Raw genomic sequence first — 24,067 nt, forward strand, 5'->3', positions numbered from 1 at the left:
GGCAGATCCTTGTACGGGTCAGGGGCAGCGTGGGCCGGGGTTATGGGCGCGCGCCGGCAGTTCCTCGAGGCGTGGTTCGAAGCGGGGGTCGCCGAGCACCTTGAGGTACTCGACCAGCGCCCAGCGCTCGTGCGGCGCCAATGCCCGGCCGATCACGCCATTGCCGCGACAGCCTGCGCGGAATTCATGGCCGCGGTTGCTGTTGCCGGTGATTGCGGTATTCAGCAGAAAGCCGCCGTCGAAGCGCTCGGTGCGAATGCCCAGGTGCTGCGGATCGTATTCGCGGCTGCCGACCCAGAATCGCTTCTGCCGTTCGGCCACCGGTGACAGCAGCTGGAACAGTGTCGGCACCGAGCCGTTGTGCAGGAAGGGCGGCGTCGCCCAGATGCCGTCCAGCGGGCGTGCCTTGTATCCGCGCAGTTCCTGCACGCCGATCGGCAGGCCGAAGCCGTCGAACGCCGCGCGCTCGGCCTCGCCGATGCCGGCGTCACGGTAGGCGCGCTCCTCGACGTAGGCGGTGATATAGGCCAGCCCTTTGGCGCTGGACAGGCTGGCGAGATCGAGCGGGCCGGATGGCGCGCCATACAGCTGCACATCCAGGCGATCCAGCTCATCCTGGGTCCAGCCCAGGCGGGTCAGGTCGAAGCGGTGGTCGGCAATATTGTCGGCTGTGGTCGGATCGGTACCGACGAAGGAGGTGGGGATCACCTTCATGCGCCACTCGGGGTCGCGTTCGGCAGCGAAGCGCTTGTCGACCGGCTTGGGCCTGGCGTCGTGGCAATGCGCACAGTTTTCCTTGTACAGCGCGCGACCGAGGCTGGCCTGCTCTAGATCGATCGCGCCCAGCACGTCTTCGGGCCAGCGGGGCGGGGCCAGCTGCATGAGGGTGGTTTCCAGCCTGTGCAGGTCGCGTACGCGAACGCCCGATGCGTAGCGCTCGGCCTCGGCGACGGGCTGGCCGTTCTCATGCAGCAGCTGCAGCGTGGCGCCAACACCCAGCGCCTCACCGATATTGCGCGCCATCGGCTGCATGGCCGAGCCGTTCCACTGCACCCAGTCGAACTTCCAGATATCCCACAGATGCGGGTAGCTCACCGGCGCGTTGGCCACGCGGTAGTTCGCCGGATCGATGGCATCGCCGAACACGCTGTTGGCGATGCGACCGAACGCATCGGTACGGCCGAAGCCTTCTTCGGTGGGGTAGAGCCCGCGGTGCCAGTCGTTGTAGGCGGTGCCGAGCAGACGGTCGAGCACCCGCTTGAAGTCGTGGCGCAACTGCGCGCGGTCCTGCTCGTAACGCTCGCCCAGCACCTGCTCGGCGAAGCGACGGAACTTGAGCGGGTTGTAATAGGTGAAGGCCATGCTCATGCCCAGCGCCTGGCCAAAGGCGCCACCGCGCAGGGTCGGCACGGTGGAGGCCAGCGAATGCATCGCCGCGCCACCGTCGATACGAATGGCCTGCCCCCCGTAGCGCAACTCACCGGTGTGGCAGGCCGCGCAGGTCACATCCAGATAGGCGCGACCGGTCTCATCATCCTCGTGGCGGGCAAAGCCGACCGGCAGGTTGCCGGGGTTCAGCGCGGTGGCTTGTTGCGCGGGATCGACCAGAAAGCCGAAGCGGGCGAGGTAGTCGGGCGTGGCGAACTTTTCCCGGCTGAAGGGAAGTTCCAGCGCACGGAACCAGTCGTACTCCAGCCCCTTAACCTGAGTGCCCTGCGGCGTGTAGTAGTAGGTCTGTCGCTGCGTGGCGTCCCACTGCTCCAGATAATGCAGCGCTTCGGGCGCTTCGTACTCCGGAAGGTTCGGGTAGGCCACGAAATACAGCCCGACCCCCACGGCCAGCACAGCCAACAACAAGACAGCCCCCAGGGCTCGGCGCAGCAATCGCATCGGTACATCCTTGTAGCGTCATGGCGAATGCGCGTTTATGGCAGGGTTGTGGGGTGATGGCAATAAGATGTCGCCGCTTTTGCGGTGACAGATAAGGGTGAATGCGTGCCCGGACAGTTATTCAATGTCAAGCAAACTTCCCTCCACGGAGGCTGAAATGCATGAGATATAAGTTAAGTAGTTAGAATTTTTCTTAACTAATATGCCGTGCTTGGGCTCTTGGACGTCCGCAACCTTATTGACGCTGGATATTACTGTGTACGTATATTCGCCATTAACGAAGCTGATGGAGTTGGTCAGCTCGCTGCCAGACGCGCTGCCTATTACAATCTGCACCTCATCTGATGTTTTTTTTAATTCTAGCTCTGGTGGAGAGTTGATTTTCCCAAATTTATAAATAATCGTATTGTCTTGCTTGTGTAATTCGAGGATTTTATTGGATTTTGTTTTGCAGCTGAAGAGGGGTTTTGCCTCTTCCATAGTATTTGCCGATAGGAGAGACGAGAAAGCTAAAGTCAGGGCTAGTGCAAGATGCGAGATTTTCATTCTAAGGATCGCTTCATGGTTGTTAAAGAAATATTTTGTCTCTGGCTACTTTAATATTTGGGCGCTCCAGAGTTTCTCAAAATTCGCCCGTCTTGCTTGATAGCTATCCGTGTTTAGATTCACTAACCTTGTTATTGCGTCCACCGTCTCCGGGCAGTCACCTTTATCCGCAAGTTCGTACAGCCTATTCGATATCCAGAAATTTGCAGCAGATCGAGTGGCATATTTCATGGTTAACAAGAGATCGGGCTGCTCTGTAAAGTCCAGATCCTTGTCGGTTGGCCAATGTTCGGCGAGCCGATTGTGCCAAGAGGTGAGCGCTTCGTAATTGTGCCTCCCCGTTAACTGCTTCAAGCCCCGTCCTCGGTATTTCCAACCGTCCCCGGACGAATAGTCACCGTTGCCTAGATCAGCTCGGCCACCATAAGCTCCGTTAGCAATCGCCTCAAAATCTTCCTGAGACATTCTGCTGCCGTCAGCCTTTATCCCTCGATGAGTATCATAGCCATGGGCCTTGGCCAGATTCGGATTATTTCTGAAATACTTAAATATTTTTATTAGAGACTCTGCCTTATATTTAAATCCTTCCTCGATTTTTAGTTGGGGTCCTGTTTCTTGCAGGATTTGAGCAAAGAAATGGGTCCTTCTCAATGTGGTGTCTAATTTGTAGAGGGAGAGGTGGCTGTTTAGCTCGTTTGCTATTTCCGCTAGGTCACTTTCCCTGTTGGGTGACAAGGACGGATAAATTCGTTTCATTATATCGAGCGTGAACCTGAACGATCGGTCTGCAATGAAGCTGCAGGCAATTAGCATCGGCGATATGTGCCAGGCGATCCCATCCTCGCTGACCTTATGCCTTCCTGCCAAGTCACCCCACCAACTTAACTTCTCGATTCGCTGCTTTTCCACTTCCCAAACGAGGTTCGGCTTTCCGGGCTCTTCCGCCAACAATGGATCGAGCTCATCCCACTTGTCCTTGTTCCAGAACCACTCGCTTTCATATTTGGCGACGAGTTGGCCAAGCACTTGAGCGTGCCAAGGCCTGGCCAGCGCTGCTCGGATTTCAGCGCTGGTCAGTACGCCATCCTTATCGGTATCGGCGATGTCGTAGAGACGAGCGAGCGTTACGATTGGGCCACCATCGGTCTTGCTGATCTGCGCCCGGTAGTTGTGCTGTTCGTCTGCGCTCAGCAGGCCTCTGGCATTGAAGGCGTAGGCGAGCCTTTCGACGGGCGTTCCGGTTTCCTCGATGCACTGGAAGCCTTCCCACTCCCACGGACTGTGACGAGTAGTGATCAGCTCCTGCTCGGCGAGCCAGCCGTCGATGGGGTTGCCGTCAGCGTCGGCGAACAGGCCGTCCAGCCGCCACCAGTGCATAGTGTTGTCCGCGCCATCCTTGGCCTGGATTTTTCTCGAAGTGGGGAGCCCATCCAGCAAGGACTGCGGAATGATCAGGTCGACGCCGATCTGCGTGCCATCGTCATCCAGCTTGGGCGGGTCCTCGGCATTGATATCGTCCCGATGGGTGATCAGTTTGCTCGCACCTTTGTAGACCTTGAGCAGGGTTTTCTTGTCGTCCGGCAAGCGGCTGGCCCAGGCGCGGCTCCGGGCGATGAATGCGGGCACATCGTCGCAGCTGAACAGTTCGACATGGACCATGCGCTGAGCGGCGCTGTCGTGGTTCTGGTACAGACCGGGATGGCCAATAAGGTCACCCGCCTTGATCGGCAACCCGCTGTCGAGAACGACGACCTTGTCGTATTTCGCTGGCTCGCTGTGCGGTTTGAGCAAGCTGGTGGATACATAGCCGGGCAGTTGCCCCTCGTCGTCGGCTGATAGAGCGGGTTGTGCCGTCCCGCTGATCAGGCTGACCAGCTTGCTGAACTCGCCTTCCGTCTCGCCGATGGTGATCTCGGCACCCTTGGACAGCTCCGACAGCTTAGTGGTGTGCTTGCTCGGGCCTGCGCGAACGCTCAGGCCATCGTGCTGCGTATTCACGGTATAGCGTTTGGTTTCCCAGAAGGCGGGGCGCGGAAGGTCCGCTTGTGCCTGGTAGCCCGCCCAATCCAGCAGGTGCATGTACAGGCTGTAGAGAGTGAGGCTTGGAGGGGTTTGCCCTTCGACGATGCTGCCGTCAGCGTTCTTCAGAGGCGGCGGCTGCAGGCTGTGCTTGACCAGAACGAACCCCGTGGAAAAGGGCGCTCGTTTGACCATGGGAATCTCGTCGGTGAATTCGCTGACCGGGTAGCATTCATCGATACGGTAGGCAATCACCTCTCCGTCGGCGATACAGCGCACGCTCGACTGGTCGAATGCAGCGGCCGTGCCTTCATCGAAATGCACGCCGCCATGCCATAAGCCGTTTTCGCCGGTGGGGTAGAACCCGCCTTTGGCCTGGGCCATATGTGTAAGCAGTTGCAGCGGATTGTGGCTGGTGTCCTTGCTGGGAAACGGGTAAGTCCAATTGATCGGCTTGTGTTCGGCCATGTTCGATGCTTCCTTGCGTTCGATCCGGCTGCGCAGCCGGCATTGTTCTTAGCCCGAGAAATTGAGCGAGCGCTTGCGTTTGCGGAGCAGGCTGCCCGCTTCGCCCGGCAGTGCCTGCTCCAACAAGCTCCCGGCCTTGTCGCTATCCGCGACCCCTGGCAGTACCGGTGGCTTGATCTTGATCCCAGAGCCCTTGCCCGGCGCGCCGCCGGCGTTGATTCGCGCCAGCGGGCCGGAGACGGTGATGCCGCCCGGGTCGAGCTTGATGAAGCTACCGCCGGCCTTGAGGGTCAGTTCGACACCGGCTTCGATGACCATCTTCTGCCCGGCCTTGAGGTGGATCTCGCGGCCGGCCTTGGTCAGCTGGGCGGTGCCGAGCTTGATGTGCTGGGTCTGGCCGACGGTGAGGTGGTCGTCGGGTTTGACTTCCACCTTGCGGTCGCCGGCAACAGTCAGGTGTTCTTCGGCGCGGAATTCGCTGTAGCTGTTGGCTTCGACGGTGTCGTGGCGTTCGTGGCCGACGCGGATCTTCTGGTCGTGCTCGATGTTCTCGTCCCAGTCGCGCTGGGCGTGGATGTAGATCTGTTCGGCGCCCTTGCGGTCTTCGATGCGCAGTTCGTTGTAGCCGCCACCACCCGGCGAGCTCAGGGTCTTGAACACCGTGCGGGTCTTGTTCGCCGGCAGGTCGTAGGGGACCTGATGCTCCTTGTGGTACAGGCAGCCGGTCACCAGCGGTTGATCGGGATCGCCTTCGAGGAAGGTGACCAGCACTTCCATCCCGACCCGCGGGATCGCGATGCCGCCGTAGCGGTCGCCGGCCCAGCTGGACGACACGCGCAGCCAGCAGCTGGTCTTGTCGTCGGCCTGGCCGTGGCGGTCCCAGTGGAACTGGACGCGCACGCGGCCGTATTCATCGCAGTGGATTTCTTCGCCCGCCGGCCCGGTGACCACGGCGGTCTGGCTGCCGAGCACCTTCGGCTTCGGATGGTTCAATGGCGGACGGAAAGGAATGTCCCAGGGCGTGGCGCTGAAACGGTTGCGGTAGCCATGGGCAAAGCCGTCACCGGTATCGACGTTATTGGTGATCGACTCTTCCAACACCTGCGGCTGCTTGCCTTCATGCAGCACCTCGGTGAGCAGCCAGAGGTCGTTCCATTCCCGGCGTGGATGGTCGGATATCTCCAGCAGATGACCGCTGACCAGGCTGGGCTGATCGCTGCTGCCCTCGGCGAGGCGGCAATCTCTGCGATGGCGCTCCAGCGCGCGTTGCGACAAGTGCTTGCCACGGGCGCGCTCGGTGAAGCGACCCGGATAGTCGTAGTCTTCGAGGTCTGGTTGCGAGTTGGCAGCTTGTGCTGGCTCGGCGCGATAGGCCGCTTCCATCAGTAATCTGGGCTGCTCGAAATCATAGTCACGACGGCTGACGCGGCTGGTGCGTGTCGCGACACGCACGGCGAAGCGCTTGATCACCGGCTCGTCGGCCGTCATGCCGTTGTCCTGCAGATAGGCGGTCGGCTGGCCGAGTCTGGCGAAGCTGGTCTGGTCATCGCCGAAAACCAGCGCATGACCTCTGGTGCTGTGCTCGAAGTGGTAATGGATACCTTCTTCCTCACACAGGCGCTGGATGAAGTGCAGGTCGGTTTCGTCGTACTGCACACAATATTCGCGCGGCGGGTAGATCACCGGGCCGAGCTGGAAGCGGTAGGCGTTGGCCTGGATGCCATGCTCCTCGAGCACCTGGGCGATGATCTGCGGCACGCTGAGGTGCTGGAAGATGCGCTGGTTGGTCTGGTGCGCGAGGTAGGCCAGTTGCGGAACGAGCGTAAGGCGATAGCGGGTCAAGCGTTTGCCCGATTCACCCTGGGCGATGCAGTGGACCAGGCCGTGGATGCCCATGCCGGCGGGGTCGAAAGCGAGAAAGGCGGGTTTATGCAGCAGCGCCTGCAGATCCAGATCAGGCAGCTCGCTGACCAGCTCGAGGTCGAAGCGATACGGTTGGCTGATGGCTTCCCGACCACTGAAGGCGAGGACCTGCAGATCGTGCTCCACGCCTTCGAGCGTCAGGCTGAAGAGGGTTTCATTGGCCGCGTTGAACATGGGGCTTTCCTTGTCCTGATGTCATCCATGGGAGTGGCCGAACCAGCGCCGCAGACGGCTCGGTGCGGGGCGGCTGAAGGCCTGCAGCAAGCCTGCTGCATTGATCGAGCGCTGCGCTGCGTCGAACGCCAGTGCTGTGCGTAGGGCTGGCCAGCAATGCGCGGGAAGCTGCGGCGGGCGCTGCAGGGTGCTATCCAGCTCCATCGCCTTGGCCTGGCGAGCGCTGAGCCGGCGAAACGGATGGCTGCCGCTGGCCAGTTCGTAGAGCACGCAGGCCAGCGCATAGATATCGGCGCTGGCGGTCAGCTCGCCCCCGTCGAGCAGCTCGAGTGCCGCATAGCGCGGCGTCCAGGCGGCGAAGCGCGTGCGGCACAGGCGCGGCAGACCGGGTAGCAGGCCTTCCAGCGGCTGGCCGAGGCCATAGTCGAACAGGCGCAGGCCGTCATCGGCGAGCATCACGTTGCTTGGTTTCAGGTCGCCATGCAGCACGCCCAGGCTGTGGGAGTAGCTCAGCGCCTCCAGCAGCGGCAACGCGATGCCCTGCAGTTCGCTCCAGGGCATGCCCTGCGGGCGCTCGCACAGCAGCTGGTCGAGGGTCGGTCCCTTCAGCAGCTCCAGGGTGATGAAGGCGCGCTGGCTCGCCGGGTCGATATCGAAGTTGTACAGGCGCACCACATGGCGGTGGCTGAGGCGCGTGGTCAATGCGTATTCGCTGTAGAGCAGCGCGCTGGCGTCGGGGTATTCGGCGAAGTCTTCACTGAGGGTCTTCAGCGCCACGTAAGGATCCGGATCGCCGAACTGTTCGCGCAGCAGGTCACGCGCGCGATAGACCGCACCCATGCCGCCGACGCCGAGCAGGCGCTCGATCCGGTAGCGGCCGCCGAGCACGTCCGGCAGCTCGCCGACAGGCGTCCTCGGTTCCACTGGCATTGGCGTGGACGCGGTGGACGCCAGGGCAAAGTAGGTGAGGTCGCTGGCCTGCAGTTGTGGTGCGTTCATCGGCGGATCACCACGGCGCTGAGGTTGTCCCGCGCCGGGCCCTTGAGCGCCTGGCGAAACAGCCGCTCTAACGCCAACTGCGTGGACGGCAGGCTGAGGGCTGCACCGAGCGCGTCGGCCGACATGCTCTGGTAGAGCCCATCGCTGCACAGCAGCAGCGTGTCGCCCGGGAACACGGCGAACTCGAGGATATCCAGTTCCAGCTTTTCGCTGGCGCCGATGGCGCGGGTCAGCGCATTAGCGGCCGGGTGTTTGGCGGCGAGCTCGGGACTGAGCTGCTGCTCGTCGATCAGTTGCTGCAACAGCGAGTGGTCGCGGGAAAGCTGATACAGCCGGCCGCCGCGCCACAAGTAGCAGCGGCTATCGCCGGCCCATATGCAGGCGGCGCGGTCACCTTCGATGAGCAGGGCGACCACGGTACTGCCGATCACCGGATCGGGACGTTCGGCGGTGACCGTCAGTTCCTGGCTGAGCCGGCGATTCAGCTCATGCAGACAGCGCCGCAACGCCCGCAGCCGCTCCGGCAGATCGCCGCCGCCGGAAAGCTCGGCCAACTGCTCGATGATCAGGCGGCTGGCCAGGGCGCCGTTCTGGTGCCCGCCCATGCCGTCGGCCACGGCCCACAGCCCGGCCTGTGGCAGGTCGAGAAAGGCGTCCTCGTTGCGCGCCCGCACCTTGCCGGTGTCGGTGCGCGCGACGCTGCGCCAGCTGCACGCGGTTGCGTTCATCACAGCGTCGCCGGCAGCTTGAAGCCGCGCAGCAGCGCGAGGTCGAACGGATTCGGCGAGCGCTGCGCATGCAGCAGATAGTTGGCGCGCAGACCGCCGAGATCGGCCTTGAGCATCAGCACGTCGCGCCCGCTGTGGTAATCGACCTGCATCAGGTCGATCAGGCGGAACAGCGACCAGGGCCCGGTGTTCTTCTCGATACCCACGCGACGGCCGCCGAGTTCCTCCACTACCAGGCTGGTGCGTCCGTCGTCGGCTTCGGCCGGCCAGCGGAACGCGGTCTGCACGATGGGCCCGTGGCGATATTCCATCTGCTGATTGCCGAAGCGGAAGTCGGCCCGGCCGAGGCTCGAATCCAGGGAGTACGGCTCGAGCTTGAACAGGATCAGCGGCTCGTTGGGGTTCTCGGCGAAGAAGCTGCGGCGAATGGTCTGCGCCCGGCTCATCTGTGCAAGGAACTGCTCGGACAGCGGCAGGCCGCGGCCATCGACTCGGCGCAGCTGGTAGTGGCTGGCGCTGCCGCTGACGAAAGGCCTGAGGTAGCGCTCGAAGAAGCTGTCCGCCAGGCCCTGGGCCTTGAAGAACTCGCGGAAGTCGGCGAGGGCGACGTCGCTGGCGCTATGGGCGCTGAACGGATAGCGCTCGCGCAGGGCACCGCGATAGCTGGCATAGAGCTCGTTGCGATAGCGCTGGTTGAGGTAGTGGTAGGCATCGCTGAGCACCAGCGACCAGCTGTCCTCGGCCAGCAGGCCCAGCCATTTGCCCAGCGGCTGCGGCAGCCGTGCAGCGCTGTTGCGCAGCTGGTTGATGGCGTCGCGCTGACCGCCCATGCGTGCCTTGGCCATCTCGAAGGCGGCCTGTTCCGGTGCGCTGGCATGGGCCAGCGAGGCCAGCTGCGATTGCAGGGCGTCGAGGGCCTGCAGACTGGCGCTCAGCTCGGGGCCGGCTGCGCCGTTTTCGTCCAGCAGTTGGTGCAACGGCGCGAAGCGGCGCTCCAGGGCCTTGCGTGCAGTGTCGGGTATGTTCTTCAGGAGCGCAGCCTGGGCCTGCTCCGCCGCGGCAGTGGCCAGTTTGGCCGCCTTGCCGAGCTTGCCACCGGCGCCTTGCGCCGCTTCGGCCAGCTCGCCGGCCTCGGCGGTCGCTTCGGTCACGCCGGCGAACCGGGTGTTCTCGCGTATTTCCAGCAGCAGTTGCAGCAGCGGCGAGTTGGCGGCGGTGAGCCCGGCGAGCTGTGCGGCACCCTGCGCCGCACTGGCGGCCGGCAGGATGTTCAGCTGGGCGATCGCTTCGCTCCAGTGCACGGCGTAGTCGCGGAAATACAGCTGCTCCATTTCCGTCAGCAGGCGGCCGAGGTCCTTGGCGCTGAGGCTGTCGCCTTCGCCCAGCACCCAGTTGTCGCGCAGGATCTCACTGACCAGATCGGCGCCCTGAGCGACGAACAGCTTGTGATAGCCGCGCTGGGTATAGAAGCCGGGAATCGAATAGTCACCGCCGACGAACAGCGATGCCTGCGGACCGAGCTGTGTGTTCAGACGATAGTCGGGAAGGTTGCGCGCCTGGTCGCGCAGCATGCGGTACACCACTGCCGCCAGCGATTCGCTGCGCAACTGGGCGCGGGCCTTGGCCACCAGTTTTTCGTTCAGCTGATACGGCGCGAAGGATTCCTCCAGCAGGCGCGCAAAGTGCGTGTTGAGCCCCTGCTGCGCCACGGCATTGCCCGGATGGCGCAGCGACCAGTCGGCCGCCAGCCAGTCCTTGAGAAACGCAGCATCACGGCGTTCGGCCAGGTTGAGCATGAGATAGGCGCGCAGGCTGCCGAGCAGTTGCTCGCGGTCGTTCAGGTTGGCGCGAATCTGCGCTTCCAGCTGCCGGCCGACACGTGGCAGCAGCAGCTTCTCCAGATCGCGGCGATAGGCCTCGTGCAGCGTCGGGTCGACCGCCTCGCCCTGATACAGGCCGCCCCGGCGCAGCCAGGACACCTCATCTTTCGGCGGGAACACCTCGGTCGCCGCATAGCTCGCGTCCAGAGCCTTGAGCGTGCGCAGAGCCTCGTCTCCCGCCTCGATGGACTTGCGCTCGCTGCCGAGTTGCTGGGCGATGCCGCGCAGTTGTTCCAGGCGCTCGTGGTTGCCCGAGAAGTTCAGCGCCCAGGCGCCGCCGATCAGCAGCAGGCAGCCGAAGGCGCCGGCATAGAGGGCACGCTGGCCCCAGTCGATGCGGCGCACCTCGCGTTGGTCGAGGCCCGCCAGTTCGGCTTCCGGAAAGATCACCCGGCTGAGTAGCTGATTGATGAAGCGCGCGCGGCCGCTGCGGAAGGTTGGCAGTGCACTGCTGGCCAGGCCGAGCTGACGACCGATGCCGGCGGTGAGCGGGTCGAGACCTTCGCGCAGTTGCGGCGCGCTGGTCAGGTAGAAGCCGCGCAGCTGGCTGGCGCGCTGGTAACGGTTGCCGGCGAAGGCCAGTTCGATGAAGAGGCTCAGATGCTCGCCGATCTGCCCCAGCTGATGGGGGAAGTCGAGGATGCGGCCACGGCGCTGGGTATCGCGCTCCTGATGCATGCGCAGGATCACCTGGCTGTTCAGCCGGCGCAGCAGTTCCTCGAACTCCTGGCGCACGACCTGCGCGTCGCTGCCATTCTGTTCCTTGCGGAAACTCGCGCCGAGCACCTGATCGCTTTCCTCCCGCGACAGCTGCTCGAAGAACTCGTCGAAACCGAGAATCCGATCGGCCTTGCTCAGCACCAGGTAGATCGGCACGTCCACGCTCAGACGTTGATGGATCTCGTGCAGGCGCTGACGGGTCTGGCGGGCAAGGTTCTCCAGCTCCAGTTCACTGCCGCCTTGCAGCTGATCCACCGGCAGGTTGACCAGTACGCCGTTGAGCGGGCGGGCGCGGCGCCTGCGCAGCAGACCGAGCAGGGTTTCCCAGGCGCTGCCGTCGACCGCTGCATCGGGCTGGGTCAGGTAGCGGCCGGCGGTGTCGATCAGCACGGCATGATCGGCGAAGTACCAGTCGGCATAGCGGGTGCCCGAGACGTCCTTGGTCAGGCGCTGCTGTTCGCTGCGGTTGAGCGGGAAATCCAGCCCGGAGAAGTCCAGCAGGCTGGTCTTGCCGCTACCCTGCGGGCCGATCAGCAGGTACCAGGGCAGCTCACTGCGCCATTTCTCGCTGCGCCCGCGATAGAGGCTGGAGGTCTTCAGGGTACGCAGCGCCTGCTTGAAGCGATGGCGCAACTCCTGTTGCTCTTCGCCGATCAGGCCGTCGCGGCGCAGTTGTTCCTGAACGTCCTGATCCTCGGCGTCGCGCTTCTTGCGCGCGCTAGCGCGCCAGCTGGCGAAGACCATGGCCAGGCCCCAGCCGAGAAACAGCACGCTGATGCTCAACAGGCGGGCGGTCGAGGATTCCCAGAAGCGGTAGTCGTCGACCGCCAGCAGCGGCCCGACGAACCACACCACAACCGCCAGCAGCAAGACCAGCAGTAGGCTCCAGACCCAGGTCCGGCGCAGCACGGCGCCGAGCTTGCCAAAGAACGTCTTCATCTCATTTCATCCCTGAAAAGGTGGAACCGCCGGCATCCATGTCCAGCACTCGATAGGGTTGCAGCACGGCCTCGCGCTGTTCGCCGAGCACCCAGGCGAAGCCGCCGTAGATCACCCCGAGGCAGACCAGGGTGAACAGCGCGACCATCCACCAGGGCACGATGCGCACCAAGCGCCGGCGGGTGTCCTTGAGGCCCTCCCAATGCGGCGACAGCTCGCGCGGGATGTCGCCGCGCATCTGCCGGATCTGCCGGTAAAGGCTGTCGCGTACCGCTTCCAGCTCGAGCATGCCGCGCGGCAGCACGCGGTACTTGCCCTCGAAGCCGAGGGACAGGCAGAGGTACATCAGTTCAAGCATCGGCAGGTGCTTGACCGGGTTGCGCGACAGCCGCTCGAGCAGCTGGAAGAACTTCTCGCCGCCGAAGGTCTCGTTGTGGAAGGAGGACAGCAGGCTCATCTGCGACCATTCGCTCTCGTTGCCCCAGGGCGTGGTCACCACGGCCTCGTCGAGCACGGTGCAGAGCACGTAGCGCGCCGCCATCACCTGGCTGCTTTCGGCGCCGTCATGCAGCGCGCGATGCTCGAACAGCTTGATCGCGCTGCTCAACTGGCCGTGCAGGGCCTGCAGGTCTTCGCTTTCCAGGCTGTGCTTGAAGCGCACCACTTCCGACAGCAGCGGCGAGGCGGCGGCCACCAGCGGGTTGAGGCTGATGTTGAAGGTTTCCGCCGGGCGCAGGCGCGCGGCGTAGATCATTCGCTCCTCCAGCTGCTCGAAGCGTGGCGGGGTGTCGAAGTCGGTCAGCGGGCTCTGCGCCGGGGCCTCTCCCGCTCGATTGACGATGACCGTGCGGTCGTCCTGTCCGTAATCCATTTCCTTGATCATGTCGCTCAGTCCCTGACCGCCCAGAATTTCAGTTCGAGCCCGGCGAAGTCACCGGACACATGGAAGGCAAAGCCGCCGGAACGCTCCAGTTGCGCCTGGTCCTCGGCGTTGAGCTCCAGCGCGAAATAGGTCTTGCCGGCGTGGAAGGGGATCTGCCGCGGCGCCACCGGCAGCGGCTTGAGGCGGATGCCCGGCAGATGCAGGTTGACCAGCTGGCGGATGCGCTCCACCGGGCCGATCTTCAGGTGCGCCGGCAGCCGCGTGCGCAGGGTTTCCGAATCGCACTGGGCGCTGGCGGCGAGCACGAAGGACGCCGTGCCGAGCAGCTTGTGGTCATGCAGCGGCGATACCTGGATGCCGTACTGACGCTGCTGCAGCAGCAGCTCGATGGCGTGCTGCTCGAGCACCATCGACAGCACCTGGCGGATCGCGTCCATCAGCTTGCGGAAGCTCGCGCCCTGATCACCGTGCTGGTAACGGCCATCCAGGCGCGGGCGCTTGCTCTCGCTGGAGAAGGTCGCCAGCTCGCCGAGCAGGCCAAGCAGATCGCGGTAGATCTGCTCCGGATGCACCTGCTCCACGCCCAGGTAGTGGCGTAGCACCGGTTCGTGACGGTTGATCAGCTGCAGCATCATGAAGTCGCCGACCTCGGCGCCACCCACCTTGCCGGTGGCGCTGATTCGCTCGGCAAGGGTATCGCCGCGGTGGGCGAGCATGCTGATCACTTCCTTCAGGCAGGACAGCAGATAGCCGGAAGCTTGGAAGTTGACGTAGGTGGGAATGAATTCCGCGTCGAGGCTGATGACCCCGTCCGGTGTGGTGTCCAGCACCTCGCACAGCTGCAGCTTCACGTAGGCCTGGTCGCTCTGCTGCTCGCCCAGCAGCAGGCGGAAATCCGGCAGGCCGGTGCTGACCTGGCTGGTGCTGCTGTCGCCGGCATTGGAGTCGGCGACGTCCAGTTCGTGGGCGGTATAGCGCGCCAGCACGTCCTTCTGCTCGGGCCGGCGGGTTTCGATGTGGTTGCCGGTGACCAGCGGCAGCGCAAGGTAGACCGGTGTGCTGCCGGTGTTCGGCGGAATGTCCAGCGCCAGTGGCTCGCGCTCGCTGCCCAGCTCGAACAGCGTGCCGTCGGGGAGGATGCCGCTGGCCTGGCTGAGCACCAGCTTGCCCATGTTGAGGAACTGGCGGTCGATCTCCAGATTGAAGAATCCCCAGGCATAGCTGCTCAGCTTCTGGGTGCGGGCCTTGAGTTGGTGATCGTAGTATCGATCGCTCTGCTGGAAGTGCTGCGGACGCAGCAGCATGCCTTCCTGCCAGACAACCTTATGCAGGCTCATGCTTATTTTCCTTCTTCGGCGAGCGGGTCGAACAGCGCGATGCCACGCTCATCCAGGTTCAGGGCGATGCGGGTGCGCTCTTGCGGCGGAACGGCGATGACGTAGCGCCAGCTGGCTTCCGGCAGGTCGCGGTAGGCGGCCAGCACGCCGACGTAGCGGCTGCCGTCCTGCACCGAGAGCTTCAGCTCGCGGCTTTCGCCGGGACGCAGTTCCAGTTCCTCGGAGGTCACCAGGTCTGGCGCCAGGGCTTCCTTGGGCCGCTGGTAGAGGGCGAAGAAGTCGCCATTCTCGAACGCCACCGGATGCTTGAGCTCCAGCAGGCGCAGCACGATCGGCGACGGCCGGCCGTTGAGATCGGGGTTGAGGCGGTCGCTGCCGTGCAGTTCGAGGTCGAGTTTGGTCAGCTTGGAGTACGGCGACAGCGCTGAGCAGCCGCCCAGCACGAGCAGCGAGGCCAGCATGGCCAGGGTGATGCGACGAGGCATGGGATCATCCTTGATGGGTTGAATCGAGCGTGGCGATCAGGCGCACCTGCTCCTCATAGGTCTTGGCGAAGTCGCGGGCGAACAGTCGCTCGCTCCAGTCGGCATCCTGGCCGAGGCTGTGATGCAGCCGCCGATAGGCGCGCCAGCGGCTGCCGGCAGTAGCGATCAGCGGTTTGCGGCCTTCGCGTTCGAAACGCAGCGCCAGCTGCTCTGGTGCCAGCTGCTCGAACATCGCGTGAACGGCCGCGCGACTGGCCGCCAGCAGTGCCACCTGATGCGCCTGGAGGTCGCGGAAGGCGCGGCCGATGGCCTGTTCGGCCGAGAGTTGGCCTGGCTTGCCACCGCGCAGCAGGGCGCTCAGGGCCTCACCCGTATCAGCGCTGTGCTTGAGCGGGTTGTTGCCGGCGCTCTGCACGGTGGTCAGCGCCAGGCGCAGCTCGTTCTTCAGTTCGCTGCGGGTGCGCAGGCTCTGCTGCAGGCCGCCAACGCTCTGCTTGAGCAGGCGGGCGGCATTCAGCGCCAAGGCCTGGCGCTGGTCCTCGTCGAGATCGTCGAGATCGATGCCCAGCGCCTCGCCGAAACGCGCCCAGAATCCCTGCGGCAGTCGTTCGGGCTCGGCTTCGCGCTTGGCTTGCGGTGCTGCCTGCGGCATGACCAGTTCCGGCAACGGCAGGCTTTCCATGTCGATGCGCGCGTAGTCGCGCTGCTGCTGCGCCTGGCGCTGTGGCGCTACCAGAGCGAGGTCGAGGTCGTCGACCTCGGCATAGACGCGCTCTTGCTGTTCCATCGCGACCAGCGGATCGAGGTCGAGGAAGGCGTCGTCGGGGATGATGCTGCCAGCCGGCTGCGGACGACCGATGTCACCTTCGAACAGCGCCGGGTCCTGGATCAGCCGGGCGCGGATCTCGAAATCGCCCAGGCAGTAGACGCTGCCATGCTCGATGCGCTGCGGCTGGCCCTTGACAAGGCTGGCCCCGCTGTCCTTGAGCTGGATGCCGTTGCTGCTGGTATCGGTGAGAAAGAAGGCGCCGTCGCGGTAGCTGATCACTGCGTGACGGCCGGAGAGGACGCGCTTGCGGTCGGGGATCACCCAATCGCAGCCCTCTGCGCGGCCGATCACACCGCCGGCCTGCTTGAAGGTTTTGGTGGTCAACAGACCCGGCACGAATTGCTGGGCGCCCACCATATCGAAGACCAGTTCCATGGTCGTGTCGCTCCTTGCGGTTACTGGCCGCGATTCAAGGCTTGCGGATCACCCAGCGGGCGATAGTGGTCATCGTCGAATTTGTAGTTGCCGGTGCAACCAGCGAGCAGCGCGGCGGCGATGAGCGAAACGAGGGCGTAATAGCGCACGGGCACGCGATTTCCTCCTTGAAGTCGTGTGTGGGGGCAAGGTGCGCATGGCGCGACCTGAGCGGGGCATTGAAGTTCAGTTGTCCCGCAGGCTCGGTGAACAGGTTCACAGAACACCCGGCGGATGCGTCTAAAACGAGCGTGAGGTCAGATTGGGGCGGTTCGGCGTCGCCGCGCGGCGGGTTTGGCTTGCATCGGTCCAGCAATGCTGGCAGGCGATCTGCTGATCGCTGACGGACCTGCAGAAACGCAAAAGCCCGCAGCGGGCGGGCTTTGTCGGAGTGCTTCGAGTGGGACTCGAAACGACTATCTGTATGGCGCATCCGGCGGGATTCGAACCCACGACCCCTCCTTCGGAGGGCAATGCGGTACAGGAATGTTGAATGACAGCAGACGCTCGAAAATGCTTCTAAGTGCCGTCCTGACAGGCTTTAGCCTTATCTCGCTGCCTGCATTTTATAGCTCTTAGCGGTATCTAAGGGTGGTTATCTCGGGCACAAAAAACGAAATGGGGCCTAGCGCTTTTGACACCTAGCCAGCCCCTAGCTCGTCCTGCCGCCTTCTCACCGAACATGAATTCGACTAGCGGCTCGCGGCCTACGGGCAGCGACTTAGCCAGCACGGTCACAGGTCGCAGTGGACGCTAGTACAATCAGTAAGGCCTGCCGCTTTGGGCGTCCCTCTTGCCGCCGCTATCTCCCTTGTCATGCTTTCCAGCGCGCAAGCGGCTAACAGCACGGCTGATGTAGAACAGCTTGGCAACAACAACGAGGCTACCGTCACTCAAGCGGCAGGCGGTGATTTAAAGGCTGCAGCCATCGAGCAGGACGGTGATAACAACTTCGCTGTGGCCTACCAAGAAGGCTCGGAGTATACGCTTGAGAGCACCCAGGTAGGCAGCTCGAACGTGTCCTTCGCCATTCAGGAGGGATTCAGATCTACCGCAACGATGTCGCAGGACGGCGTAGGTAACCGCCAAAATGTGCTGCAGCAGTCTGTTGAAGGAAGCCTGTTGGCCGAAGTCACTCAGGTTGGTAACGGCAACGATGCGTACGTTGTTCAAGTCGACGGTGAATACAACGGCGCCCATATCCTCCAGACGGGAAATCTGAACAAGCTCGACGTCGAGCAGACCGCACGGTTTAACAGCCTACGTGCCACTCAAATTGGATCTGAAAACACCGTGCTCGTAAACCAGTCCGGCGGAGGAACGGGCGTCACCAGCCAGTCCGGTTACGCAAATACAATCGAGCTGAATCAGTCAGCTCTGATAAACGGCGCTTACACAGCAATTGACCAGTCGGGTGAATTCAACGACGCCAAGGTCTATCAGGAAGTTGGCGGCCGTTATCCAGGCGGCAACGTGATCCTCAGCCAGGATGGCACTGGCAACATGGCCGACGTTGCGGCTATCGGTGGCTGGGCGAACATTGAATTAGTCAAACCGGCGTAGATAACGAGTTGACCTCCTACCAGTCAGGTCGCGCCAATAACGTCAAAGGCTATTCAAACGGTGATTTCAACCAAGTCGACATCATGCAGGACGGCGACGGCAGTACATTGGATATCGCGCAAAATGGTTCAGAGAACGTGATATCGGCGACTCAAAATGGCAGCGCTATCTATGGTGATACCGCCAGTATTGCTCAGACCGGTACCGCCAACGTTGCAACGCTCACACAGGGCTTATGGAGAGGGATTTGGTGGTCACACCGCCAGTATTTCTCAAAATGGCCTAGGCAACAGCGCAACGGTTACGCAGCGCTAAGACCAGAAATACAAAAAGCCCGCTTTCGCGGGCTTTTTTGCGGCTGTGGATCACCCAAAGAATGGCCTGAACACACTGCCAAACTGGTAAACCAGAGGTTCGAGTTTCAGAGCCCACGTCAGCACGGCGCCCAGGTCTGAGCCTTCTCCGCCTAGGAATGTTGCAATCTCGCCATGGCTGGCCTCAATCGCGAGGGGGCCAAAGATGATCAGGGCCAGTCCGGCGATTTTGAGCGGAACCGGACCAAGAAACTTGAGCAACGCCATCAAGCTGAAGAACAGGCTGAAGACAATGGCAACTGGCGGTACGACCAGAGCGCGCACGGCCTGCTTGCCCTGCTCGGCAGAGGCGCCGCCCGGAGCTAGATCAGGTGCCCTGGCGACAAAGCGCTCGCGAAGTTCGTTGCGGTGCTTATCGAGCTGCGGCTGTATGCATTTGGCCTTGAATTGAGCAGCGCTAAGATAAGCATTTGAACCGGTGCACTTGGCACTGGCCAGGCGCTCGCGTACGCCGTTATTGACGGACTTGAGGTTACGGAAGGCCTGCTCACTCAGCTCGGTGCTTACAACCGCGCCAAAGCGCTGCTTTGAACCCTTGGCCCATTCATCGTCGACACGCTTGCGCGCCTTTCCATCAACGGCGGCCATCACGGCCTTTTCATCGTCCGGGCACCAGTTTGACGGCACATTGATGCCTTGGGAGCGGGCTTTCGCGCTGGCTTGGCTGCACACAGCCGGATATTGCATGAATTGCTTCTCGGTCATGTTGGGCGGGTAGCCAACTTGAGCCGTGAAGAGTCGCTTTTCATGTTTGCTGTAGCCGGCGGCGACCGAGTCGCTGCTGATCTCACGAACCTCGCGATCCATGACGGTGTTTGCAATCAAACCCACCAGGTTGAGCGATACGTTCCGCCCATTGGTGGTCACGGCATCTGCGGCAGTTGCCATTCGAGTAGTGATGAAGTCATCGCGTGGAATCGCGAAGCCGTAGATTTCAGTGATGCCCTTGTTGTAGGTCTCATTAGCCCGGTTGATGCACTGGTTGTCGCGGCATCTGCCCAGGGCGTTGTTATTCTGGAGCATCAGCTCCAGGGTTTTTGACTGCCTGGCGCCTGCCTGGTTGGCCAGCGACTGAGCCTCATTTCGATATTTCACGAAACTCGCGCTGGTTTGCTCGCGTATCTGGCGCAGCGCTTGCCCGGACTTGCCGCCGGCCTTTGCCATCGCGTCATGGTACTGATCAACCTGCTTGAGGTACTGCTGGTACTGCTCCGCTACCCCCTTTCGCACCTTCAGGTAGTCTTCCCACTTGGCCTTGCCCTGGTCCTGCGCAGACTGAAGCACCACACGGTTGAGGATGGTGTCCCGCGAGGAAGAGAGCGTTTCATGCACCTTCTCGTTGTCCTTGGCCAGCATGCCCATCAAGGCGAGCAAAACCTTGTCTTCTGACGTGTCGCCTACAACGGTGTCGCCAAAAACAACGGCGCCTGATGCGGCGGCGTATTTGAACAGGTTCATGTCCAACGCCTGCTTGCGCTCTTGCCCTGTCGTTGCATCCACATAGGCGTCGACAATTTTGGGCTGTAGCCAGTGCATGAACGGCACGGTGCCAAACAGTAGGCCAGCCATGATCACAAAGTTGGCCCAGACCCCTATCCGCCGGCTGGTGCAAAACAGCCACTCGATAAGGTTCATGAGGACGAAGGCTAGACCGACGCCAGAGAGCGTCTCGCCTAGAAATGCCATCCTGTCCAGACTGTCCTTGGTGACATCGATGTCTGATGCCATATCGACAAGGGCGGCGTTGAAGCCAAACTCAACTGCGATGTACAGCAGACTTGCCGCACCCAGCATGAATGCCCAGCTCTTTGCGGTGCGGGGTCGGGCTGCAGCTTTGTTAGGTGTTGTGCTGGTCGTAGTCATTGGCGAGCCCCAGTACCCAAGATGTCAATGGGGGGAGGGAGTGGGTCAAAGCTGATTGACTCCTCTTGAACCCGGACGGGTGCTCTTTGCACTGGCCTGGGCGCCTCTGGCTTAGCTTTGACCGATCGGGTGGAGGCAGGCGCAGCAGAAGGGGCGGCCTGCTCGTCCAAGCTCCGACGGTTGCCATGTATATCCACGTATTGATCTAGTTCCTGCAAGCGGATCTGCTCGGCAAGATTTTCAAGATCGGCATCGGACGGCAGCTTTCGGATGATGTCGGCCTTTTTCTGGCTTTCAGCCAGAGCTTGGGCTTTTTGCTCCTCCGTCATGGGCATTTGGTGAGTTGGCTGGTACGGATTGCCCGCACAACCGGCGAGCATGGCCAGTGCAGCGATCAGTAGAATAGAGCGCATGTTCAAGACTCCAGTCCGAGGATTTTGCAGGTTCGAATGGGTGTGGAGTCGACAATTGCCCCGTCTGGTAGCGTCCCCCTGGCTTTTAGCTTCTTGAGACCGTCCAGGTGATGTTCATTGCTGTTGATGGTGTAAGACTTGACCTTCATGCCGGCAGCGTGAGCCCGTCTGATGATGCCGGGATCATCGAGCAGATCCTGGATCTCGACATGCAGGCCTGAGTTCCTACCCAGCAGCTGGCGAAACTGCTTGAGCTCACGCGTGCTGTTGAGGCCCGGAAACTTGTAGGAGCCAAAATGCTGCTTCGCAAAGTTTGCGCCGGCGCGCAGAAGGCGGTTGCCTTTGAGGTGCGCCAGCTCCTTACCGTGGTTGGCCTTTGTCCAGGCCTCCAGCGCTTTGCGATTGGGCCCCTGTATCACGGCCATGTAGCTGGTCTGATTCTGCTGGCGCATGCATGAAAGCGCTTTGGTGCTATTGAGCTCTGAATAGGCGACACCTTCGTAGCCAAGCGTCAAGCGTGCCATGACATCGAGTGTATGCAGCGCCTTGCAGCTTTTGTAATTTTTGATCTCGATATTCATGGTTTGGCCGGCTTGGCGGTAGGCGCCGGTCAAAACCATCGTCGATAGAACATCACCTGCAGGCTCGGACGTGTTCAATCCATCTCGTCCACGCATGAAGCCCTGTGTCCACTCGTTGCGGGTCAACCTTGATACAGGCTGGCTACCGAATGGGTGCACCAAAGTGCGCTCATTGGTTTTGTCGTGGTGCAGAATCCAAGTGTCATCCCTTAGCTGCTGAGCATCTACTTCAACGGCGTTGTAGCGAGCGGCAAACCCGGCCCTTACGCCCCAGATCCCGTTTTCAGGGTATAGCGGGTGTCCACGGTGCGCTTCAAGCTCAAGGCCCTTGCAGCCGAGCTTCTCTGGTTCATTCAGACGCCTGACAACACCCACCTGATCAATGTACAGCCCCCGTGTCCGCAGGACCTGCTGTTCGGGCTCTCGCCTGTCGTCCGCATCGGCTGGCAGCCAGGGGATCGTGGTCTGCTTCGCCATCTCGACCTGCCGGCGTTGCTCGGCCATCTCCTTGGAGATGAAGTCAGACGCAACTACCTGTGATGCAAACGCAGCCGTTAGGCCCAAGATAGGTAAGTGCCGAATATTCACAATAAGTCCCTTAAATCCCTTTCCTACATGCCGGCAAGTGGTTTGCCGGCGCGCAGGTTATTGAGTCGTGCAGAGACGACTCGCCTTATGGCGCAATGCCTGAATTGGTGTGTGCGGTTTAACGCCCGGAAAGGACAGCCGATCAGTTCAGGCTTTACTTAGCCGTACCGAGGCTGTTTCCGATATGTTGCTGTCGCCAGCACCCAATGCCGTTGCCACCGATTGAGCCTGGACGTCCTGATACCTTCCTTGAGTCTGTGCTGCTGTGCCGGCCCGCTGTGCATGTTGCAGGCCGGTGCATCCCTTCGGGTTGCCGTTATTTAATGGAAAAGCTCATTTCGTATCCCGTTCCGCTTTCATTATCGGTCCGTTTGACGGTCAACGTCGAGTTCCGCACCACAGCGCCAGCGTCGCGACCGCCGGTGATGGCGGAGGAAATAGTGGGCGGCAGGCGCTTACCAAGGGCTATCGTGCTCAGACGCTGCGAGGCCTGAAGGAATGCTAGGTTTGACGTCGACAACGCTTGCTGAGGGTTCACGTCGAGAATGATCTGCAGGAGCCAGGCCTTATTTTTTATAGCCTCTGGCTTCATACGAGAGCTGATTCTGTGGTCCTGCGCTTTCGCGGCCGAAGGCTCGGCTCTCGCTGAGACATTGGCCTTGATTGTTCTCGTCGACGGTTCAGCTACTGTGGAGAGCTGTTCTACTGCCAGGTAACCACAGACGGGTTCTACCCCATTTCCACGGACGGTTTGAAAAGGGCTGAAAACTTCAGATCTTGCCTGGCGACTCTACGACGCATTCTCGGGTTGTGAAACCGCTCGATGTAATCGAATAGATCTGCTCGTGCCTCATCGCGAGTTCGATACGACTGATGGGCAACCCGCTCCCGTTTGAGCTGACCGAAGAAGCCTTCACAGGCAGCGTTGTCGCCGCAATGCCCGACGGCACTCATGCTGCAAACCAGCGTGTTGCGATTCAGAAAGCGCTGGTAGTCAGCACTGGTGAATTGGCTGCCGCGATCCGAATGCAGGATCACTGACCAGTCACCCTGGCGCTGCCAGATTGCCATCTCCACTGCTCGGATCACCATTTGCCGATCCTGGCGGTGATGCATCGACCAACCGATCACCAGCTTGCTGTACAGGTCGAGCACTACGCACAGGAAGAGTTTGCCTTCCAGTGTGGCTATTTCCGTGATGTCCGTGACCCACTTGCGCTCCGGTTCCTGTGCAGTGAAATCGCGCTCCAGGAGGTTTTTCACGCCTGCTGGGCGGCCACTGACGGCTCTTCCAAAGCCACGTCGTTTCCGGCGTGGCCAGCCTTGAATTCGCTCAGCCGCCATCAGGCGAGCAACTCGGTTCAGGCTGACGACTTCGCCCTCGTCGAGCAAATCCTCGTGCATTCGTGGCGCTCCAATCACGCCCCGGCTGTCCTCGTGAATCTCCCGAATGCGCTTCACCAAGCGCGCATTCTCCTGAGCTCGCGCACTTGGTTCACGATCCTGCCAGGCGTAATAGCCGCTGGCAGAAACCTTCAGGCAACGGCACATCAATCGTACCGGGTACCCGTTGCGGCAGCGCTGGATCACCGTGTACCGCTCGATGACTCCTTGGCAAAGTACGCTGCCGCGTCTCTTAAAAAATCACGTTCCTTGGTTACTCGGGCCAACTCGCGCTTGAGACGGGCAAGCTCCTCATCCCGCGGACTTCCCGTTCCAGGGAAGACTTTCTCAGTGCCTGGTTGCGCCTCCCGAACCCAGCGGGTGAGCAGGTTGGGAGCCACACCAATCTCTAGGGCCACCTGTCGGCAGCTGGCCCCTGAACGACGAACCAGCTCGACGGCTTCCCGTTTGAACTCGGGACTGTATTTCTTGCGCTTCATGAACACTCCTTCAGCTCGGTGTGAGCTTACTTGAAAGTGTCCGTGCTAACGGGGTAGAACCCGCCCTCCGGCCACCCGCCTGGGCAGGCAGCGACGCAAGATTTCTTCACTACCATCGACTAGTAGCTGCAGCTCGATTTATGGCTAGTACTCAAAATCCCCGCTCGCAAAATAGGGCGCCAGACTTTGAGGCACGGTTTAGGCACAGAATTGGCACAGCCCGAAAATGAGTCGAAAAGGAGCGCTGCGGGCAGTACTCACCACAATCTGAGTATCCGCATGGAGATCAATTTTGAGAGATTAGCCAATTCGGGATCTGGATCGGCAGAGCCTTGGGAAAAGGCTTTTAAATCATACAGATATGGCGCACCAGGCGGGATTCGAACCCACGACCCCCGCCTTCGGAGGGCGGTACTCTATCCAGCTGAGCTACTGGTGCGTATATGTTGCGGCGGTCTATTTGACCATTAGCTGACACCCTTCTCAACTCGATGAGTATTGCCTTCGGAGGGCAGTACTCTATCCAGCTGAGCTACGGATGCGTTGCGGGGGGCAATCATACGCATGT

At 61.6% G+C, this 24,067-nt stretch carries 19 protein-coding genes and 1 tRNA gene; 2 read left to right on the forward strand and 18 right to left on the reverse strand.

What is annotated here, in order from left to right; all coding sequences use genetic code 11:
• Positions 1-18: 18 nt before the first annotated feature.
• From NAO55_RS12900 to NAO55_RS12955, 12 genes are all read right to left on the reverse strand, one after another.
• On the reverse strand, positions 19-1,890 hold the full coding sequence (locus NAO55_RS12900; protein ID WP_102839183.1) for a di-heme-cytochrome C peroxidase: 1,872 nt from the start codon (positions 1,888-1,890) through the stop codon (positions 19-21).
• A gap of 117 nt (positions 1,891-2,007) precedes the next feature.
• Positions 2,008-2,436: a hypothetical protein gene (locus NAO55_RS12905; RefSeq protein ID WP_146030718.1), complete on the reverse strand. Its 429-nt coding sequence runs from the start codon at positions 2,434-2,436 to the stop codon at positions 2,008-2,010.
• Between the two features lie 45 nt (positions 2,437-2,481).
• Positions 2,482-4,923 (reverse strand): hypothetical protein, encoded by a 2,442-nt coding sequence (locus NAO55_RS12910; RefSeq protein WP_102839184.1) that lies wholly within the window; start codon positions 4,921-4,923, stop codon positions 2,482-2,484.
• A 48-nt stretch (positions 4,924-4,971) separates the two neighbouring features.
• Positions 4,972-7,020: a type VI secretion system Vgr family protein gene (locus tag NAO55_RS12915; RefSeq protein ID WP_102839185.1), complete on the reverse strand. Its 2,049-nt coding sequence runs from the start codon at positions 7,018-7,020 to the stop codon at positions 4,972-4,974.
• Positions 7,021-7,041: 21 nt separating this feature from the next.
• Entirely contained in the window at positions 7,042-8,019 is a 978-nt protein-coding gene (locus tag NAO55_RS12920; RefSeq protein WP_102839186.1) for a serine/threonine-protein kinase, read from the reverse strand.
• Entirely contained in the window at positions 8,016-8,747 is a 732-nt protein-coding gene (locus NAO55_RS12925) for a PP2C family protein-serine/threonine phosphatase (protein WP_102839187.1), read from the reverse strand. Before NAO55_RS12925 ends, NAO55_RS12920 begins: the two co-directional genes overlap by 4 nt.
• Complete coding sequence (gene tssM, locus NAO55_RS12930) at positions 8,747-12,286, reverse strand: type VI secretion system membrane subunit TssM (RefSeq protein ID WP_102839188.1); 3,540 nt, start codon at positions 12,284-12,286, stop codon at positions 8,747-8,749. The genes NAO55_RS12925 and tssM overlap by 1 nt, the downstream gene beginning before the upstream one ends.
• A 1-nt stretch (position 12,287) precedes the next feature.
• Positions 12,288-13,169: a type IVB secretion system protein IcmH/DotU gene (gene icmH, locus NAO55_RS12935; RefSeq protein ID WP_020309034.1), complete on the reverse strand. Its 882-nt coding sequence runs from the start codon at positions 13,167-13,169 to the stop codon at positions 12,288-12,290.
• Positions 13,170-13,174: 5 nt separating this feature from the next.
• The gene (tssK, locus tag NAO55_RS12940) at positions 13,175-14,506 is read right to left on the reverse strand and encodes a type VI secretion system baseplate subunit TssK (RefSeq protein WP_102839189.1); all 1,332 of its coding nucleotides are present in this window, start codon (positions 14,504-14,506) and stop codon (positions 13,175-13,177) included.
• A gap of 2 nt (positions 14,507-14,508) precedes the next feature.
• Positions 14,509-14,991, reverse strand: coding sequence for a type VI secretion system lipoprotein TssJ (tssJ, locus tag NAO55_RS12945; protein ID WP_102839190.1), 483 nt, complete (start codon positions 14,989-14,991; stop codon positions 14,509-14,511).
• 4 nt (positions 14,992-14,995) lie between these two features.
• A complete protein-coding gene (gene tagH, locus NAO55_RS12950) occupies positions 14,996-16,195 on the reverse strand; it encodes a type VI secretion system-associated FHA domain protein TagH (protein ID WP_102839191.1) in 1,200 nt (399 codons plus the stop codon).
• A gap of 20 nt (positions 16,196-16,215) precedes the next feature.
• Complete coding sequence (locus tag NAO55_RS12955) at positions 16,216-16,317, reverse strand: type VI secretion protein (protein WP_369806274.1); 102 nt, start codon at positions 16,315-16,317, stop codon at positions 16,216-16,218.
• A 697-nt stretch (positions 16,318-17,014) separates the two neighbouring features.
• Here NAO55_RS12955 and NAO55_RS12960 point away from each other — a divergent pair.
• Positions 17,015-17,797, forward strand: a complete 783-nt coding sequence (locus NAO55_RS12960; RefSeq protein ID WP_102839192.1) for a hypothetical protein — start codon at positions 17,015-17,017, stop codon at positions 17,795-17,797.
• 171 nt (positions 17,798-17,968) lie between these two features.
• Positions 17,969-18,112, forward strand: a complete 144-nt coding sequence (locus NAO55_RS20980; RefSeq protein WP_369522425.1) for a hypothetical protein — start codon at positions 17,969-17,971, stop codon at positions 18,110-18,112.
• Positions 18,113-18,162: 50 nt separating this feature from the next.
• Here the strand turns inward: NAO55_RS20980 and NAO55_RS12965 are convergent, their stop codons facing one another.
• From NAO55_RS12965 to NAO55_RS12990, 6 genes are all read right to left on the reverse strand, one after another.
• Positions 18,163-19,965, reverse strand: a complete 1,803-nt coding sequence (locus NAO55_RS12965; protein ID WP_102839193.1) for a hypothetical protein — start codon at positions 19,963-19,965, stop codon at positions 18,163-18,165.
• A 65-nt stretch (positions 19,966-20,030) separates the two neighbouring features.
• Complete coding sequence (locus tag NAO55_RS12970) at positions 20,031-20,447, reverse strand: hypothetical protein (RefSeq protein ID WP_102839194.1); 417 nt, start codon at positions 20,445-20,447, stop codon at positions 20,031-20,033.
• A gap of 2 nt (positions 20,448-20,449) precedes the next feature.
• Positions 20,450-21,532: a glycerophosphodiester phosphodiesterase family protein gene (locus NAO55_RS12975; protein ID WP_102839195.1), complete on the reverse strand. Its 1,083-nt coding sequence runs from the start codon at positions 21,530-21,532 to the stop codon at positions 20,450-20,452.
• Positions 21,533-21,932: 400 nt separating this feature from the next.
• The gene (locus tag NAO55_RS12980; protein WP_102839196.1) at positions 21,933-22,208 is read right to left on the reverse strand and encodes a hypothetical protein; all 276 of its coding nucleotides are present in this window, start codon (positions 22,206-22,208) and stop codon (positions 21,933-21,935) included.
• Positions 22,209-22,345: 137 nt separating this feature from the next.
• A protein-coding gene (locus NAO55_RS12985; protein ID WP_102839197.1) for an IS3 family transposase occupies positions 22,346-23,499 on the reverse strand; the annotation gives its coding sequence in 2 pieces (ribosomal slippage) (positions 22,346-23,253 and positions 23,253-23,499; 1,155 coding nt in all).
• A gap of 362 nt (positions 23,500-23,861) precedes the next feature.
• Positions 23,862-23,938: transfer RNA gene (locus NAO55_RS12990), tRNA-Arg, on the reverse strand.
• Positions 23,939-24,067 lie beyond the last annotated feature (129 nt).

It is taken from the genome of Stutzerimonas frequens, from assembly GCF_024448335.1.
GTDB classification, from domain to species: Bacteria; Pseudomonadota; Gammaproteobacteria; order Pseudomonadales; family Pseudomonadaceae; genus Stutzerimonas; species Stutzerimonas frequens.

What these genes read in the sequence shown, in the direction of transcription:
- NAO55_RS20980 (WP_369522425.1), top strand. Translation starts at nt 17,969, where the DNA reads ATGGTGATACCGCCAGTATTGCTCAGACCGGTACCGCCAACGTTGCAA.
- tssM (WP_102839188.1), bottom strand. Translation starts at nt 12,286, where the DNA reads ATGAAGACGTTCTTTGGCAAGCTCGGCGCCGTGCTGCGCCGGACCTGG.
- NAO55_RS12970 (WP_102839194.1), bottom strand. Translation starts at nt 20,447, where the DNA reads ATGCGCTCTATTCTACTGATCGCTGCACTGGCCATGCTCGCCGGTTGT.
- NAO55_RS12980 (WP_102839196.1), bottom strand. Translation starts at nt 22,208, where the DNA reads ATGAAGCCAGAGGCTATAAAAAATAAGGCCTGGCTCCTGCAGATCATT.
- NAO55_RS12900 (WP_102839183.1), bottom strand. Translation starts at nt 1,890, where the DNA reads ATGCGATTGCTGCGCCGAGCCCTGGGGGCTGTCTTGTTGTTGGCTGTG.
- NAO55_RS12910 (WP_102839184.1), bottom strand. Translation starts at nt 4,923, where the DNA reads ATGGCCGAACACAAGCCGATCAATTGGACTTACCCGTTTCCCAGCAAG.
- NAO55_RS12920 (WP_102839186.1), bottom strand. Translation starts at nt 8,019, where the DNA reads ATGAACGCACCACAACTGCAGGCCAGCGACCTCACCTACTTTGCCCTG.
- NAO55_RS12905 (WP_146030718.1), bottom strand. Translation starts at nt 2,436, where the DNA reads ATGAAAATCTCGCATCTTGCACTAGCCCTGACTTTAGCTTTCTCGTCT.
- NAO55_RS12975 (WP_102839195.1), bottom strand. Translation starts at nt 21,532, where the DNA reads ATGGCCGAGCAACGCCGGCAGGTCGAGATGGCGAAGCAGACCACGATC.
- NAO55_RS12965 (WP_102839193.1), bottom strand. Translation starts at nt 19,965, where the DNA reads ATGCTGGGTGCGGCAAGTCTGCTGTACATCGCAGTTGAGTTTGGCTTC.
- icmH (WP_020309034.1), bottom strand. Translation starts at nt 13,169, where the DNA reads ATGATCAAGGAAATGGATTACGGACAGGACGACCGCACGGTCATCGTC.
- tssJ (WP_102839190.1), bottom strand. Translation starts at nt 14,991, where the DNA reads ATGCCTCGTCGCATCACCCTGGCCATGCTGGCCTCGCTGCTCGTGCTG.
- NAO55_RS12915 (WP_102839185.1), bottom strand. Translation starts at nt 7,020, where the DNA reads ATGTTCAACGCGGCCAATGAAACCCTCTTCAGCCTGACGCTCGAAGGC.
- NAO55_RS12925 (WP_102839187.1), bottom strand. Translation starts at nt 8,747, where the DNA reads ATGAACGCAACCGCGTGCAGCTGGCGCAGCGTCGCGCGCACCGACACC.
- tagH (WP_102839191.1), bottom strand. Translation starts at nt 16,195, where the DNA reads ATGGAACTGGTCTTCGATATGGTGGGCGCCCAGCAATTCGTGCCGGGT.
- tssK (WP_102839189.1), bottom strand. Translation starts at nt 14,506, where the DNA reads ATGAGCCTGCATAAGGTTGTCTGGCAGGAAGGCATGCTGCTGCGTCCG.